General features: G+C 73.6%; 14 protein-coding genes. 12 read left to right on the forward strand and 2 right to left on the reverse strand.

Features of this window, described 5'->3' with window-relative positions; genetic code table 11:
- Nucleotides 1-334: 334 nt before the first annotated feature.
- The 12 genes from NFU81_RS35760 to NFU81_RS35810 all read left to right on the forward strand — a co-directional run bounded on the left by NFU81_RS35760 (nucleotide 335) and on the right by NFU81_RS35810 (nucleotide 13,586).
- Nucleotides 335-1,429, forward strand: coding sequence for a hypothetical protein (locus NFU81_RS35760; RefSeq protein WP_251499807.1), 1,095 nt, complete (start codon nucleotides 335-337; stop codon nucleotides 1,427-1,429).
- Nucleotides 1,430-1,738: 309 nt separating this feature from the next.
- Complete coding sequence (locus tag NFU81_RS35765; protein WP_251499810.1) at nucleotides 1,739-2,461, forward strand: tryptophan 2,3-dioxygenase family protein; 723 nt, start codon at nucleotides 1,739-1,741, stop codon at nucleotides 2,459-2,461.
- A complete protein-coding gene (locus tag NFU81_RS35770) occupies nucleotides 2,458-3,666 on the forward strand; it encodes an aminotransferase class V-fold PLP-dependent enzyme (protein WP_251499812.1) in 1,209 nt (402 codons plus the stop codon). The genes NFU81_RS35765 and NFU81_RS35770 overlap by 4 nt, the downstream gene beginning before the upstream one ends.
- Nucleotides 3,667-3,670: 4 nt before the next feature.
- Entirely contained in the window at nucleotides 3,671-4,957 is a 1,287-nt protein-coding gene (locus NFU81_RS35775; protein WP_251499814.1) for a tryptophan 2,3-dioxygenase, read from the forward strand.
- Nucleotides 4,954-6,585 (forward strand): FAD-dependent monooxygenase, encoded by a 1,632-nt coding sequence (locus NFU81_RS35780; RefSeq protein WP_251499817.1) that lies wholly within the window; start codon nucleotides 4,954-4,956, stop codon nucleotides 6,583-6,585. The genes NFU81_RS35775 and NFU81_RS35780 overlap by 4 nt, the downstream gene beginning before the upstream one ends.
- The gene (locus tag NFU81_RS35785) at nucleotides 6,582-7,532 is read left to right on the forward strand and encodes an aminotransferase class IV (RefSeq protein WP_251499820.1); all 951 of its coding nucleotides are present in this window, start codon (nucleotides 6,582-6,584) and stop codon (nucleotides 7,530-7,532) included. The genes NFU81_RS35780 and NFU81_RS35785 overlap by 4 nt, the downstream gene beginning before the upstream one ends.
- A complete protein-coding gene (locus tag NFU81_RS35790; protein ID WP_251499823.1) occupies nucleotides 7,529-8,296 on the forward strand; it encodes a cyclase family protein in 768 nt (255 codons plus the stop codon). The genes NFU81_RS35785 and NFU81_RS35790 overlap by 4 nt, the downstream gene beginning before the upstream one ends.
- A gap of 28 nt (nucleotides 8,297-8,324) precedes the next feature.
- A complete protein-coding gene (locus tag NFU81_RS35795) occupies nucleotides 8,325-9,047 on the forward strand; it encodes a methyltransferase (protein WP_251499825.1) in 723 nt (240 codons plus the stop codon).
- Nucleotides 9,048-9,120: 73 nt separating this feature from the next.
- Entirely contained in the window at nucleotides 9,121-9,690 is a 570-nt protein-coding gene (locus NFU81_RS35800; protein WP_251500138.1) for an NADPH-dependent FMN reductase, read from the forward strand.
- A 199-nt stretch (nucleotides 9,691-9,889) separates the two neighbouring features.
- Complete coding sequence (locus NFU81_RS40920; protein ID WP_274037144.1) at nucleotides 9,890-10,015, forward strand: hypothetical protein; 126 nt, start codon at nucleotides 9,890-9,892, stop codon at nucleotides 10,013-10,015.
- Between the two features lie 140 nt (nucleotides 10,016-10,155).
- Entirely contained in the window at nucleotides 10,156-12,357 is a 2,202-nt protein-coding gene (locus NFU81_RS35805; RefSeq protein WP_251499828.1) for a hypothetical protein, read from the forward strand.
- Nucleotides 12,354-13,586 carry a S53 family peptidase gene (locus tag NFU81_RS35810; RefSeq protein WP_251499830.1) on the forward strand — a complete coding sequence of 411 codons (1,233 nt, stop codon included), beginning with the start codon at nucleotides 12,354-12,356 and terminating at the stop codon, nucleotides 13,584-13,586. Before NFU81_RS35805 ends, NFU81_RS35810 begins: the two co-directional genes overlap by 4 nt.
- Before the next feature lie 266 nt (nucleotides 13,587-13,852).
- On the opposite strand, the gene NFU81_RS35815 is transcribed toward NFU81_RS35810, so the two are convergent.
- Together NFU81_RS35815 and NFU81_RS35820 are read right to left on the reverse strand one after the other, a co-directional pair.
- Nucleotides 13,853-14,920: a hypothetical protein gene (locus NFU81_RS35815; protein WP_251499832.1), complete on the reverse strand. Its 1,068-nt coding sequence runs from the start codon at nucleotides 14,918-14,920 to the stop codon at nucleotides 13,853-13,855.
- 104 nt (nucleotides 14,921-15,024) lie between these two features.
- Nucleotides 15,025-15,393, reverse strand: coding sequence for an ester cyclase (locus NFU81_RS35820; RefSeq protein WP_251499834.1), 369 nt, complete (start codon nucleotides 15,391-15,393; stop codon nucleotides 15,025-15,027).
- Between the last annotated feature and the right edge of the window lie 56 nt (nucleotides 15,394-15,449).

Consider the following 15,449-nt stretch of genomic DNA (forward strand, 5'->3'; position numbering starts at 1 on the left):
CCCTGGTCCGACCGGCTACGTCGCATTTATCCTGCACGGTACGGAATCAATAAGAATTCGGGCCTGATCACCCGAAAAGCAGAAATTCCCACCCGGGCACGGTTGTACGCAGCCTGCGGTCGCCGTAGCCGGAACACCCACTTAGTCCACACCGGGCCACACCCCCCTTGACTTCACTACGACGCGGCTTGCATGCTCCTGTGCAGGGTCACCATGCGCCCTTCACGATGAATATTGCACGCACGGGTCGTATATTTATTCACGGGGAATCTGCGCCGCCTGCACCCGCGCGCGGAATTGGTGCCGATGTTCCCGTTCTAGCGGGGAGCAGGCTGTGCAGAAAAAGATCACCGAGATCTTCAACGACAAGTGCCTCAGACCCGGTTCCCGATTACGGAACAGCACACGGGACGCACAGCTGCCCGATGTGTACGCGAAATCCTTCGGGTATCTGCTGCTCGACCGCCCGCTGTTCGCATCAGAACCTGAGATCAACGCCTTCGCCACCGACTTGGGCGCGCTCCTGGCACTCCTGGCCTCCCTGCCCGACCGGCTCTTCGACGGAGATGTGCGCGCCTACTGCGACGCCCTCGGAATGGACAGCCGGCCGGCCTCCCTCATGTGCCGCGGGTCCGACGTGCCGCCGCCGCGCAACGCGCGGGCGGACGCCCACCACGACGGCGAGGCCTTCATGCTGGAACTCGACGTCGGCAGCCGGCTCGGCGGCACCGACACCGCCCAGGCCAACCGCGACCTGCTGGCCCTCGGCCGGATCACCCTCAGGGGCACCGGGATCGACGTCCTGCTGCGGTACTTCGTCGCCTCGGAGATCGTCGACGACCCGCAGGCCCTGGCGGACTTCGACACCGTGCTGCGCGCCGACGAGGCCGGCCGCACCGTGCTCCACCCCCCGCTGCGAGGCGCCGTCCTCGCCGGCAAGGGCATCCTCGCGATGCTCCACGACCCCCTGGTGCAGGCGACCTTCACGCCCGCGGAACAGGCCGTGGTCGACCGCGTCATGCCGTGGACCGCCCTGCTGGGCCAGGCCCGGCACTCCCCCGCCGCACTCGCCGCGCTGCTGGACCGATGTCGGGACCGGCGCGAGGAGCTGGTGGCCGAACCCGGCGTCGGGCGCGGCGGGGTCGGCACCGTCATCGGGCACCAGGTCACCGACGCGGTGCGGCGGCAGGCGCTGCCCGACGCCGCCGCCGGGGACCACGTCGTCCAGGAACGCGTGCGGCCCGCCACCGAAGCGGTGGTGGACGCCGACACCGGCGCGGTCCACGAGTGGGTCGCGAACCGGGACGTGTTCGTCGACGCGGAAGGCTACGCGGGTAGTTACGTCCGGGCGCTGAAGCCGGGCGACGGCGCGGTGGTCGCCTGCTCCAACCCCGGCACCCGCGGTACCTGCGTCTTCGCCGCTCCCTGAACCCGGCGGGGCGGGCGCTCCTTCGAGCCTGCTCCCGTCCCCCGCGCGCCGCGGCCCTGCACCGCCGCTCGCGCCCCCTTGCCTGCGTGCGGCACGACCCGCCGCGCGCCATCCGAGCGGACCTGCCCGGTTCCGCCTTCCGTACCTGCGCATGCCACCCGCGACCGACGTGCCTGCGACGCCCTGACCGCGGCGCGCCGGTGCGCCCCACCCATGGCCGCTGTCAGGAAAGGGGTTCTCCCGTGCAAAGCCATCCGCCCGACCGTGACGGACGCCCGCATACCCACGACGCCAATCCGAGGTGACGCGATGAGGGACTACTCCGAGCAGATACTCAACGGCGAGGGCAAGGACGACTACGCCCGCTACATGCGCACCGACACCCTGCTCTCGCTGCAGCGCCGCCCCGAGGAGGTCGTCCACCGCGACGAGCTGCTCTTCCAGGTCGTTCACCAGTCGACCGAGCTGTGGCTGAAGCTGGCCTGCTCGGAACTGGCCCAGGCGAGCGAGCACCTGGCCAGGGGCGAGGAGGACCCGGCGATCGAGCTGCTGACCCGGGCCTGCCTGGGGGTCGAACTGATCACCGGACAGCTGGACATGCTGCGGCACCTGTCGCCCTGGGACTTCCAGACCATGCGCACCATCCTCGGCCACGGTTCGGGCGCGGACTCGCCGGGCTGGCGCGGGGTGCAGCGGCACAGCCGCCGGCTGGGAGCGGCCTTCCAGGCGTACGTCGACGAACGCGGCCTGGACGTCGCTGAGTTGTACCGATCCGGCCAGTACACCGCGCCGTACCGGCTGGCCGAGGCGGTGATCGCCTGGGACGAGCAGGTCTCCCTGTGGCGGGTGCGGCACTACAAGGTCCTCACCCGGGTCATCGGCAACGGCGTGATCGGCACCCAGGGCACCCAGGTGGAGGTCCTCAGCAAGCTCATCGAGCACAAGTTCTTCCCCGAACTGTGGCGGGTGCGCACCGAGTTGACCCAGACCGGCCCGATGGGCGACTACCACCTCGCGGAGCCGTCCTCATGACCGCGGGACCGGCCGCGGTCGCGGCCCCCGACGCCGCCGCCTTCCGGCGGCGCTTCCCCGCGCTGGAGAGCCGCGTCCACCTGGCGAGCTGCAGCCTCGGCGCCCGGTCGCTCGACCTGGACGCGGCGATGGACCGGATGCTGGACGACATGGCACGCGGCAGCGCCCCGTGGGGCCTGTTCGAGGAGCAGGTGGCCCGCGCCCGCCAGGGCTTCGCGGACCTGATCGGGGCGCGCGTCGAGCAGGTCGCGGTCGTCCCCAACGCCTCCGTCGGCGCCTACCAGGTGGCGTCCACGCTGGAGTGGGCGCCGCGGAGCAGGATCGTGACCACCGCCCTGGAGTTCCCCTCGATCGCGCACGTGTGGCTGGCCCAGCGCCCGCGCGGCGCCGAGGTCGTCCACGCGCCGGGCGCCGAGGACTACGCCCGGCTGGTCGACGAGCGGACCCGGCTGGTCTCGGTGCCCCTCACCGGCTACCAGGACGCGGCCCGGCTGCCGGTCACCGAGGTGGCCCGGCTGGCGCACGACGCCGGCGCCCAGGTGTTCGTGGACGCCTACCAGGCGGTGGGCACGGAACCCGTCGACGTCACCGCCCTGGACTGCGACTACCTGGTGGCCGGGACGATGAAGTACCTGCTGGGCCTGCCGGGGCTCGCCTTCCTCTACGCGCGGCGACCCGCGCCCACCGACCGGCTCCCGCGGCTCACCGGGTGGTTCGGCCGGGTCGACCCCTTCGCCTTCGACCCGACGACCCTGGACTTCCCTGCGGGCGCCGGGCGCTTCGAGACCGGCACCCCGGCAATCCCCGCCGCGTACGCGGGCGTTGCCGGCCTCGGTCTGGTCGGCGGCCTCGACCTGGCGGTTGTTCGCGCGCACATCCTGGACCTGACGGACCTGGCGGTCGACCGGCTGACGGCGCAGGGCGAGCGGGTGCGTGCGCTGCCGCGCGAGCGGCGCGGCGCCCACGTCGGGCTGCTCGACGCCGACCCCGGCGGCCTGGCGCACCGCCTCGCCGAGCGCGGCATCGCGGTCAGCGCCCGCGGCGAGGTGGCCCGCCTGTCCTTCCACTACTACAGCAGCGCCTCGGACGTCGCCGCGCTCTGCGCCGCGCTCGACGACCTCCGCCGCGGCCGCAGGCCGGGTCCCCCGGCCGCTGTCCCCTCCCACCATCCGACCGGCCTCCCGGCCGGCTCACCGAAGGGCTGATCTCGTGCTGCGAGCCGAGCTGGGGTCCTGGTTCCAGGACCCCGACCCCGAGAAGTTCCCCTACGACGCCGTCGTCCGCCAGTACCAGCGGGTCGGCAAGCACTTCGTACCGCAGGAGTTACTTGCGGCTCTGTCCGAGGTACGCGACCGGTTACCGTCCCTGAACGGCCCCTGGTCGCACGTCCAGACGCTCGCCTCCTTCCTGAGCACCGCCCTGGACAAGCCCGACGGCCGCTACGACTACGCGTCGTACCTGGCGCTCGGGCTGCTCGACCTGCCCGCGGTGACCGACCCGGTGGAGCAGGCGCCCTTCGCCCGCTCCCGCTGCGACCGGCTCACCTCCCAGCTGGTCTGCGACGCCTTCGCCTTCGAACTGGCCGTCGCCGACGGGCGATCCGACCTGCTGCCGAAGATGCGCCCGGCCCACGACCAGGTCGAGAAGCGCTTCAAGCACGGGCTCCGGGCGATTCGGCCCGCCCTCGCCCGGATGTCGCTGGCGGCAGGGCTGACCGCCGACAACCCCGCCGAACTCGCCCGGCAGGCCTGCTTCCTGGTGCGCTCCGACATGTCGCTTGCCGAACGGCGCGCGCTGTCGGTCTGCGTGCTGCCAGTGGACACCGCCCACGACGAGTACCTCTTCCTGCGCGTGCTCCAGACCTTCGAGACGACGTTCGCGCTGCTCGCCGTGCACCTGCGCGGTGCGATGGCGGCGATGGCCGGCCGCCAGGTGGAGCGGGCCGAGCACTTCCTGGCCGGCGCGCGGACCGCGCTGTCGGAGTCGGCGCCGCTCTTCTCGATGCTGGCCACGATGCAGGTCGAGTCCTTCCGGATGTTCCGCGAGTTCACCGACGGGGCCAGCGCCATCCAGTCGCGCAACTACAAGCTCGTCGAGTCGCTGTGCCGCCGCCCCGACCCCGAACGGGTCGACTCGGCCGCCTACACGTGGGTGCCCGAGGTGCGCGAGCGCGTGCTGGCCGGGCAGGCCACCCTCGACGACGCCTACCGCGAGGCCGCCGGGTCCGGCGACCTGTCCGAGGCCGACCGCGAGCGGCTCGCCGCCGCCATGGAGGGCTTCGCCCGTGCGCTGATGCGATGGCGGAACACCCACTACCGGCTCGCCGTCCGGATGCTCGGCGAGGCGCCGGGCACCGGCTACACCGAGGGCACGCCCTACCTGGCGTCGGTGCGGTCCATTCCGGTCTTCGAGAGCGTCGGCGCGGGCGGGGGCGGCGTCGACGAACCGCAGGCGGAGGCCCTGGCGGCCGACGAGCAGGCGGCGAGGACCCGATGACCGCACTCGACGCGCCCGTCGGCATCATCGGCGCAGGCCCGGTCGGCCTGGTGACCGCCCTGCGGCTGGCCTCGTTCGGGATCCCCAGCGTGCTGCTGGAGTCCTCGGGCGAATTGGTGAAGCAGGGCTCCAAGGCGTGCCTGATCCAGGGCGACGTGCTGGAGATCCTGGACAAGTTCGGCTGCGCGGCCACCGTCGCCGAGGAGGGCGTCACCTGGACCGTCGCCAGGACGTACGTGCGCAACCGGGTCATCCGCTCCGCCGAGTACCCGCGCGGAACCGGCTTCGGCCCCTTCGTCAACATCTCCCAGCACCGCATCGAGCAGGTGCTGGCCGCCGCCGCGGAGGAGCACCCCGACTGCGACCTTCGCTGGGGCCACGAGGTGGTCGACGTGGCGCAGGACGGCGACGCGGTCACCGTCACGGCCAGGACCCCGGAGGGCGAGCGCACCCTGCGCTTCTCGCACCTGGTCGCCTGCGACGGGGTGCGCAGCAGGACCCGCGAGCTGCTGGACGTCGCGTGGACCGGCTACACCCACAAGGACCGCTTCCTGATCACCGACATCAAGGCGAAGCTGCCCCTCGCCAAGGAGCGGCACTTCCACTACGACCCGTCCTTCAACCCCGGGCGCCAGCTGGTGATGCACCCGCAGCCGGACGACATCTGGCGGATCGACTGGCAGCTGCCGCCGGACGCCGACATCGACGCCGAGCGGGCCGACGGCCGCTTCCACCAGCGGGTCAGGGACGTCATCGGCGACATCCCGTACGAGATCGACTGGGTCAGCACCTACCGCTTCCACCAGCGGGTGGTCGCCCGGCTGCGGGTCGGCCGGGTGCTCTTCGCGGGGGACGCGGCGCACGCCCTGCCGCCGTACGGCTCGCGCGGCATGAACAGCGGCATCCAGGACGCCGACAACCTCGCCTGGAAGCTCGCCCTGGTCCACCAGGGCCGGGCGGACGAGGAGCTCCTGGAGACCTACCACACCGAGCGATACGCGGCCGCGAAGGAGAACCTGGCCGTCACCGAGGCGACCATCCGCTTCATGGTGCCGCCCAACCGCGCCCGCCGCTGGGCGCGTTCGGCGCTGCTGACGCTCTCGCGCTCGCTCGGCGCGGCCCGCGACCGGGTCAACAGCGGCCGGATGGCCGAGCCGTACGTCTACACCGCGTCCCCGCTGGTGCAGCCGGCCGGCGGGGACCGGCTGCTCGGCGCCTTCGCGCCGGACGGCCCGGTCGACGCCGGCGGGGGGCCGACCCGGCTGCGGCAACTGCTCGGGGCCGGCTTCGTCGCCCTGGCCGCCGCCTCCGACGGCGCCCGCGCCGCCGCCGTCCTCGGCCCGCTGGCCGAGCGGGCGCGCACCGCGCCCTGGCCGGTCCCGGTCCGGCTGGTGGCCCTGCTGCCGCAGGGCGCGCCCGCCGACGGGCTGCCCGAAGGCACCACCGCCGTCCGTACCGGCCGGGCGGAACTGCTCACCACCTACGGCGCCGAGCGCGGCGGGTGGTGGCTGGTGCGACCCGACGGCCACCTCGCGGCCCGCGGGGACGGCGCCGAGCACTTCGCGACCGCACTGCACACCGGCATCGGCACCCCCGCCATGTCCCTTGTGGAAGGAAACCGTCCATGACCGACACACCACCGCCCTACGCCTGGCTCGACGGCCGCGTCGTGCCCTGGGACCAGTGCGTCCTGCACGCGCGCAGCCAGGGCGCCTTCTGGGGCGCCAACGTCTTCGAGGGAATCCGGGTCTACGCCGGCGGCCCCGGCGACGACCGGCTGCACGCCTTCCGGGTCGCCGACCACCTCGCCCGGCTGCGGCAGTCGATGAAGGCCCTGCACATGGAGATCGAGCACACCGACGCCGAACTGGCCCAGGCGTGCAACGACCTCGTGCTCGCCAACGGCTACGGCACCGACGTGCACGTGTGCGTGGTCGCCTACTTCGGCATGGGCCCGCACTTCGACCCGCTGGCCCACACCACCGAGACCGGCGTGCACATCACCTCCACCCCGGTGGGCCGCTCCGCCGCCCACGAGCAGGGCGTCGCGGCGTCCGTCTCCTCCTGGCGCCGGATCAGCAGCGACGCGATGCCCACCAGGATCAAGGCGGGCGCGAACTACCACAACAGCCGCCTGGCGCAGCACGAGGCGGTCCGCAACGGCTTCGACACCACCTTGCTGCTCAACGGGCGCGGCACCGTCTCCGAGGCGCCCGGCTCCTGCGTGGTGATGGTCCGCGAGGACCGGCTCGTCACGCCGCCCGGCACCAGCGGCGTCCTGGAGGGCATCACCGTGGCCACCGTCAAGGAGCTGGCCGCCGAGCACCTCGGCCTGCCGCTGGAGCGCCGCGAGATCGACCGCGCCGAACTCCACGCCTGCGACGAGCTGTTCCTGTGCGGCACCATGTCCGAGCTGCTGCCGATCACCAGCGTCGACCGCCTCCCGGTCGGCGACGGCAAGCGCGGCCCGGTCACCGCCGCCCTCCAGGGCCACTACGACGACGCGGTACGCGCCCGTGCCGGCCGCCCGCAGTGGTGCACGCCGGTCCTGCCCGCACGGGAGGTCGTCGCATGAGCGTGCTCGCCGACCTGACGGCCGCGCTGCGCGACGGCACCGTCGAGGTGGTCGACCTGACCGCGCCGCTGTCCGAGGACACCCCGATCATCGACCTGCCGCCGGAGCGCGGCCAGCCGTGGCCGTTCTCCCGCGAGGTGATCAGCGACTACGACGAGGCCGGGCCGACCGTCTACTGGAACAACATCCGGCTGTCCGAGCACACCGGCACCCACTTCGACGCGCCCGCGCACTGGCTCTCCGGCAAGGGGCTGCCGGACGTCTCGCAGGTGCCGCCCGGCCGGCTGGTGGGCCCTGCCGCCGTCATCGACATGACCGAGCAGGTCGCCGGCGACCCCGACTTCCTGCTCAGGCGCGAGCACGTCGAGGCGTGGACCGATGCCCACGGCCCGCTGCCCGCCGACGGCTGGCTGCTCTACCGCACCGGCTGGGACGCGCGCCGCGAGGACGCCGTGCGCTTCATCAACGGCCGGCACACCCCCGGCGTCGCGCCCGAGTGCGCGAAGTGGCTCGCCGAGGAGACGCCGCTGCTCGGCCTCGGCGTCGAGACCGTCGGCACCGACGCGGGCCTGGCCGGCGACTTCACCGACCAGCCGTTCCCCTGCCACTGGTACCTGCACGGCGCGGGGAAGTACGGGCTGACCCAGCTGCGCAACCTCGCGCTGCTGCCGCCGACCGGAGCGCTGCTGGTGGCAGGCCCGCTGCCGATAGTCCGCGGTTCCGGCAGCCCCACCCGGGTGCTGGCACTCGTCGAGCGCGCCTGACGTGGCGCACCCCGGAAAGGAGCACACCGTGGACGACACCGGATACCAGCGGGGCGACGCCCTGCTGCGCAGGCACCAGGAGGACGGCGCGCGCCCCGCCGAGTTCTCGCTGCTCGGCAGGGAATGGGATCTGCTGGAGGGCGTGTTCAGCCCGACCTACACGCCGGTCACCGAGCTGTTCTCGACCTGGCTGCCCTACCCCGAAGGCGGCAGCTTCCTGGAGATGGGCTCGGGGGCGGGCGTCACCGCGGTCGTCGCGGCGCAGTCCGGCTGCGCCGCGGTCACGGCGGTGGACATCAGCGCCGCCGCGGTGGACAACACCCGGCGCAACGTCGAGCGCCACGGCGTCGGCGACCGGGTCCGGGTCCTGCACAGCGACCTGTTCTCCGCCCTGGATCCCGCGGACCGCTTCGACCTGGTCTTCTGGAACTCCAACTTCGCCGAGCCGCCCGCGGACTTCGTCAACGAGACCGACCTGCACCACGCGTTCTTCGACCCGAGCTACGACGCGCACCGCCGGTACGTGGACGAGGCGCGCGGCCACCTGACCGCGGACGGCCGCCTGATGCTGGGCTTCAGCAGCATCGGCAACACCGCGAAGCTGGCCGCGATCACCGAGCGGGCCGGTCTGGAGACGGTGACGGTCCGCTCGCAGACGCGCCGTCTCGACGAGCACACCGAGATCGAGTTCCAGCTGCTCGAACTGCGGCAGGACCTGCGCCCGCAGCGGGGGCCGGCCGCGGGCGGCTGACCCGCGGTCCCCGGAAGCGATCAGCACACACCCGTCCTTCCCCGAAACGCCGCAAGGAGTCCCTCCCGTGTCACTGCCCCGCCTGCACGTCCTGACCGCCAGCACCCGCCCCGGGCGGGTAGGTCCTGCCGTGGCCGAGTGGCTGCTCCCGCTGGCGGCCGGGTCCGGCCTGTTCGACGTCCACCCCGTCGACCTCGCCGACTTCCGTCTGCCGCTGTTGGACGAACCGCACCACCCCTCCGAGCGCGACTACACCCAGGAGCACACCCGGCGGTGGAGCGAGTCGGTGGCGGCGGCCGACGCCTTCGTGTTCGTGATGCCGGAGTACAACTACGGCATCAGCGCGGCGCTGAAGAACGCGATCGACTACCTGTACTACGAGTGGCAGTACAAGCCGGTCGCGTTCGTCAGCTACGGCAACACCTCGGCGGGCCTGCGGGCGGCGCAGATGGCCAAGCAGGTCGTCACCACGCTGAGGATGTTCCCGCTCACCGAGGCGGTGTCCATCCACTTCGTGGGCCGATCCATGGTCGACGGCCGCTTCGAGGGCACCGAGGCGCACGCCCAGTCCGCCAAGGGCATGTTCGCCGAGCTGGAGCGGGTGGCGCTCGCCCTGCGGCCGCTGCGCGAGACGGCCGGCTGAGCCCCGGCGGGTCCGCGGGCAGCACCGTCACCACCGCGAACCGAGCGAGCAGTTGGCAGCGGCCCTACCTGACCCGCTGGGCGGTCGCCGACCTCGGCGACGAGCCGGCGGTGACGGCGGCACTCGCCGAACTGGCCGGGACTGGTTCGGGAGCCGGGGTGTTCACCTGGGTGGAGACCGCCCTCGAAGTGACCGCGCGGTGCTGCTGTGGGTCGCCGGCTACGTGGTCGTCGCCGCGCTCGCCTACGCCCCGGGGGGCTTCCGGCTGGGCGGACTGCTCGGCTACGACGTCCTCTTCGGCCTCGGCGGGTGCGCCTGCTCGTGACAACGCGTCACGTCCGCACCCTGGGTCACACAAGTAACGTGTGTCACAGTGAACTCCCGTGGGGGTGCCACGGATTGCCGCCCGGGTGCTTGCGGGCGGCGGGCGTCCATCCCCCAGAAATCCCCCCACGGAGGACAACCATGACCACAACTGGAAACGGCCGCGCGGCGTCGGCGCTCGCGGTCTCGGCCGCGGTGGCCGCCGCCGCGGCACTGACCGGCGGGCCGCCCGCCACCGCGGCCACGACCACCGCGCCCCACGTCCGGGCCATAGCGGCGCCCGTGGCGAAGACCGTCACCCTGGTCACCGGCCAGCGCGTGCGCGTCGACATGGAAGGGCAGCGGGTCACCGCGTACCGCGTGCTGCCAGGACAGGACACGGGCGGCGCGCTGCTCTCCTTCGGCGTCGGGGACGGCGACAGGTACACCCTGCCGGCCGACGCCATGCCCGAGATCGGCGGCCGGCTCGACCTGTCGCTGTTCGACGTCACCGCCCTGGCCCGGCAGACCGCCGGCGACGGCCGCATCCCGGTGACCCTGGACTTCGCGGCGGGCGCCACCCCCACGGCCCCGCCCGGAGTCCGCCTCACCTCCGTCGACGGCTCGACCGCCACCGGGTACCTGACCCCCGCCTCCGCCGCCGCGTTCGCCGGGGCCGTACGCGGGCGGACCCTGCCGGAGGCCCTCGGCTCGGTGCGGCTCAGCGGCGCACCGGGCGCGGCCGCCCACCCCGACTTCCCCCTGCACACGCTGCAGATCAACGCCACCGGGCTCGCCGGCGCCCCGGCCGACACCCCGATGGGCAGCATCGTGCTCAACACGGACGACGTCAGCCGCTTCGGCACGGCCGTCCCCGTGGACGGCGGCGAGGGCAACGTCCAGGTCCCCGCGGGCCATTACGCGATCTACACCGTCTTCCTCGACCACGACGCGAAGGGCAGCGCGGTCGCCTACCGCGAGGTCGCGCAGAACGCCACGGTCGCCGACGGCGCCGGCACGACCACCGTGGCCGCCGACGAGAGCGCCGCCGACAAGCGCGTCACCGTCACCACACCCCGGCCCGCCACCGCGGACCTGCTCAAACTCACCTGGTTCCGCAAGGGTCCGACCGGCATCGTCTCCTTCGACAGCGTCCAGATCGGCGACCCGTCGACCGAGGCCGTCTACGTCAACTCGCAGCCCGCGGCGCCCGGCGGTTCGCGCTACGTCGTCCAGTGGGGCGGCTCGGCGCCGGACGGCGGGGCGTACCGCTACGACCTGGCGTTCGGCTCCGACGACGTCCCCGCGGACGAGTCCTTCGCCGCGCGCGCCGACCGGCTGGCCACGGTCGAGCAGCACTTCTCCGCCGACCCGGCCGGCGGCGACTTCCCCGGCGCCTTCTACGTCCTGCCGGTGAGCGACTGGACCCGGGCCGTGGAGGCGGCCGGCCAGGCCGTCCTCGCGCCCCCGGTCGACCCGGGCCGCACCTCCATACCTGGCAACCGCACCGAGTACCTGGGCACCGCCGACGGCGGCAGCTGGCTGTTCAGCGAACTGACCCCGCAGCTCGGCACTTTCGAGTCCGACATCACGTCCCTCGCCGCCGGCACCACCCGCCGGATCGACTGGGGCCACGGCCCGCTGGCCCCGGCCCTGGGCGCCCACCGCGACCAGCAGCTGCGGGACTGCACCGCCTGCGCGGGCGACGGGCTGTTCAGCCTGTACCTCCCGACCGGCGACAGCGAGCCGGACCACATCGGCAGTACCGCCACGGGCACCCACTTCACGCTGTACCAGAACGGTGCGAAGGTCGTCGACGAGGCGGACGTCGTCGGCGCCCAGGTCCCGGCCGCTGCCGGCCCCACCACCTACCGCGCCGTCTACGACACCGACCTCACCGCCACCGGCGCGACCCAGTCGACGCGGACGCACACCGACCTCACCTTCCGCGACACCGGCCGGGCCGATCCGGACCTCGCCCTGCCCGCGGACGTGCCGTGCCCGGAGACCGGCTGCCGGATCATGCCCGCCCTCACCCTCGCCTACCGCCTCGACTCCGACCAGTCCAACACCAGCGCCCTGGCCGACCAGACCATGGACCTCACCGTGGGCCACCTCTCCTACGACGGCCACGGCTCGCTCGCCGCGATCACCTCGGCCGCGGTGTCGGTCTCCTTCGACGGCGGCGCGACCTGGCAGGCGGCCACCCTCACCGGCACCGGTGGCGGTACCTACCACGCCAGTTGGAGGAACACCGGAACCACCGCCCCCGTCCTCAAGGTCACCGCGACGGACGCGGCCGGCGGCTCCCTGGCCCAGACGGTCACCGACGCGTACACCCTCGCTGCGGGAGGCCTGCGATGACGGCACGCCCCAAGTCCCCGCGCCGGTACGTGAACGCGCTGGCCGCCGCGGCAGCCGCCGCGGCCCTGGCGCTGGTCCCCACCGGGTCCTCCGCCGCGACCGGCCCCCATGTCCGCGAGGTGTGCGGGTCCGCGAAGCCGGGCTTCGCGCGGTGCCTGGCGCAGGTCCGTACCGACGTGCACGGCGGCCGCGGAGTACGCGGCCCGCACGCGCGCACCGCGTCGCTCGCCGCCCTGCCGCCCGGCTACGGGCCGGCCGAGCTGCGGGCCGCGTACCACCTGCCCGCGGACGGCGGGGCGGGCCAGACCATCGCGGTCGTCGAGGCGGGCGACGCCCCGCGGGCCGAGGCCGATCTGGCCGTCTACCGCACGACGTTCGGGCTGCCGCCCTGCACCACGGCCAACGGCTGCTTCCGCAAGGCCGACCAGCGCGGGGACGCCGCCCCGCTCCCGCCCGACCTGGGCTGGTCGGTGGAGGCCGCCCTCGACCTGGACGCGGCCTCGGCGCTGTGCCCCGCGTGCCACCTGCTGCTGGTGGAGGCCGACCAGGCGGCCGGCGCGACCCTGGCCGCGTCCGTCGACACGGCCGCCGCGCTCGGCGCCACCGAGATCTCCAACAGCTACGCCGCCGCCGAGAGCAACCAGAACGCGGCCTTCGCCGCGGACTACGCGCATCCCGGCGTGGCCGTCATCGCGTCGTCAGGGGACGCCGGTTACGGCATCCCCAGCGTCCCCGCCGCCTACCGGAGCGTGATCACGGCCGGCGGCACCACGCTCACCCCCGCTCCCGGCACCGCCCGCGGCTGGTCGGAGAGCGCGTGGCAGGGGGCGGGCAGCGGCTGCTCGGCCTGGGTGGACAAGCCCGCATGGCAGCACGACGCCAACTGCCCGGGCCGGATGACCGCCGACGTCTCCATGGACGCCGACCCCGACACGGGCCTCGCGGTGTACAACACCGACGAGACCGGCGACCCGGGCGGCGGCTGGTCGGTGGTGGGCGGCACCAGCGCCTCGTCACCGATGCTCGCCGCGGTCATCGCGCTGGCCGGCCACCCGGCCCGCTTCGGCGACGCCTCCCGCCTCTACACCGCGACGGCAGGCCTGACCGACGTGACCAGCGGCAGCAACGCGGCCGGCACGGACTGCGGCGGCGACTACCAGTGCACGGCAGGACCCGGCTACGACGGCCCGACCGGCAACGGCACCCCGGACGGCCTGACCGCCTTCTGACACCCCCCGCGTAGCGCACAGCCGAAGCCCGGGCCGGAACCCTCCCGGCCCGGGCTTCAAGGCCGCGGCCGCCGCCTGCGGATGCCGCAGCGCCCCGTCGAAGAACCGCGCCTCCCCCAGCCACCCGGCCGGGGTCACGGCACCGGACGTCGCCAGCCGCAGCCCCGCGTCGGAGGAGTACGTCGATGCACCGGGGTAGGCATAGGTGTGGGTCGGGCTCGCCATGCCGCAGAACCTATCCGCACCCTCCGACAAGTCCCCGCCGGCTACTCGATGTCGACGTAGGCCTGGTGGTGCGGGTCCTCGGCGCAGACGAAGACCATCAGCGCGTCGCGCGCGCCGCTGAAGCCGGTGGGGTCGTGGAACGCCTGGCCGTCCGCGCGCCCGACGGTGACGTGCTGCTCCTCCGCCGGGGTCCAGCTGTCGGCCCCGCGCTCGCCGTTGGGCACGGTCAGCAGCAGGCTCGACGCACCGCCGCAGTCGGGGCAACCGAGCGGCCGGGGACCGTGCGGCCAGTACGGCCAGCCGCCGGCCTTGAGACCTGTCGCGGTGCTCAGGTCGTTGCGGTAGTCGTAGCCCCGCGGCTCCTCGCCGCCGGACGGGTCGGCCTCGTCCTCCTCCCACTCCAGGACATCTGACCGGAGCGGCTCGGGGAGGTCCTCGACGTCGGGGTACTCGGTGACCTGCTCGGGGTGCAGCACGCACGGCTGCAGGAGGTAGCCGCTCTCGGAGCCGGGAGCGGGAGCGGGAGCGGTGCCGGCCGTGGCGAGCCCGGCGGCGGCACGCCACAGCAGGTGCACGGCCGGCCCGTTGTAGTGGGGCTTCTGCCCGGGTGCCTCCTGGTGCTGGAAGGGGCACCAGAGCAGTTGCAGCAGGTCCGTGCCCGAAGGGAACGCGATCGGGGGCGCGTCGGCGGCGAAGAGCTGCAGGACGGGCAGCAGCGGAACGGGCTCCGGCGGCACCGCCGGCTCCCAGGTGCGGACCGTCGGGGGTTCTGCCGAGTCCGCGCCGGCCGCTTCCTTACGGCGGGCCTCGAACCTGGCGGCGAGGGACGAGGCCCCCGACCGGGCCGCCGCGGCCGCAAGCCGCTCGCCCGCACGGCGCCGCAGCTCCTGTTCCTCATCGGTCATCGGCCGCCGGACCTCGACAAGGTGCGGCAGCCGGCACGTGGGCCACTCCTCGTCCGCAGGCCACACCATCGGCCCGGCTACGGAGCTCTGCTGCGCGTGCGGGGTACCGCGCCGCGGATGCAGGCGGACCGCGGTCCGGGCCAGATCGGCGATCTCGGGGAACAGCACGGTGACTTCGGCCGGCCGCGGTGGCGTGGTGAACATCTGCCAACGATCGCAGGGCGCGCCCGCAGCCTGCCCGCCGGGTCGGGCCGGGGACCGGCTCCACTCGCCCCGGCCCGCACCGCCGATCGCCGATCGCGCCCGGATCAGAAGGGCTCGGCGACGACCCAGTGCTCGACGACGCGGCCCTCGACGACGCGGACCATGTCCATGCCGGCGACCTCGAACCGCTGCCCGGTCGGGGGGCGGCCGAAGAAGTCCCCGGTGTGCGTGCCGCTGATCCGGTACTGGTTGGCGACCCACTCGCCGTTCTCGACGCTCCGCAGCGCGGTGACGGCGAAGTCGGGAACCCCGGCGACGATGCCCTCCCATTTGCGGCGCCATTGCTCGCGGTCGGACTCGACGCCCTGGTCGAGGGATCGCGGCGCGATGTACTGCACGGCCGCGTCGAAGTCGCCTGCGGCACGCAGGTCGTTGATCGCGCGCACGACCTGGGCGGGGCTCGAAGACGTCATGGGTGGTCCCGACTCTCGATAAACGGGGAGACTCCCCGGCACGGTGTGCGTGCCAC

This window comes from Actinacidiphila cocklensis (genome assembly GCF_907177275.1).
Lineage (GTDB): Bacteria > Actinomycetota > Actinomycetes > Streptomycetales > Streptomycetaceae > Actinacidiphila > Actinacidiphila cocklensis.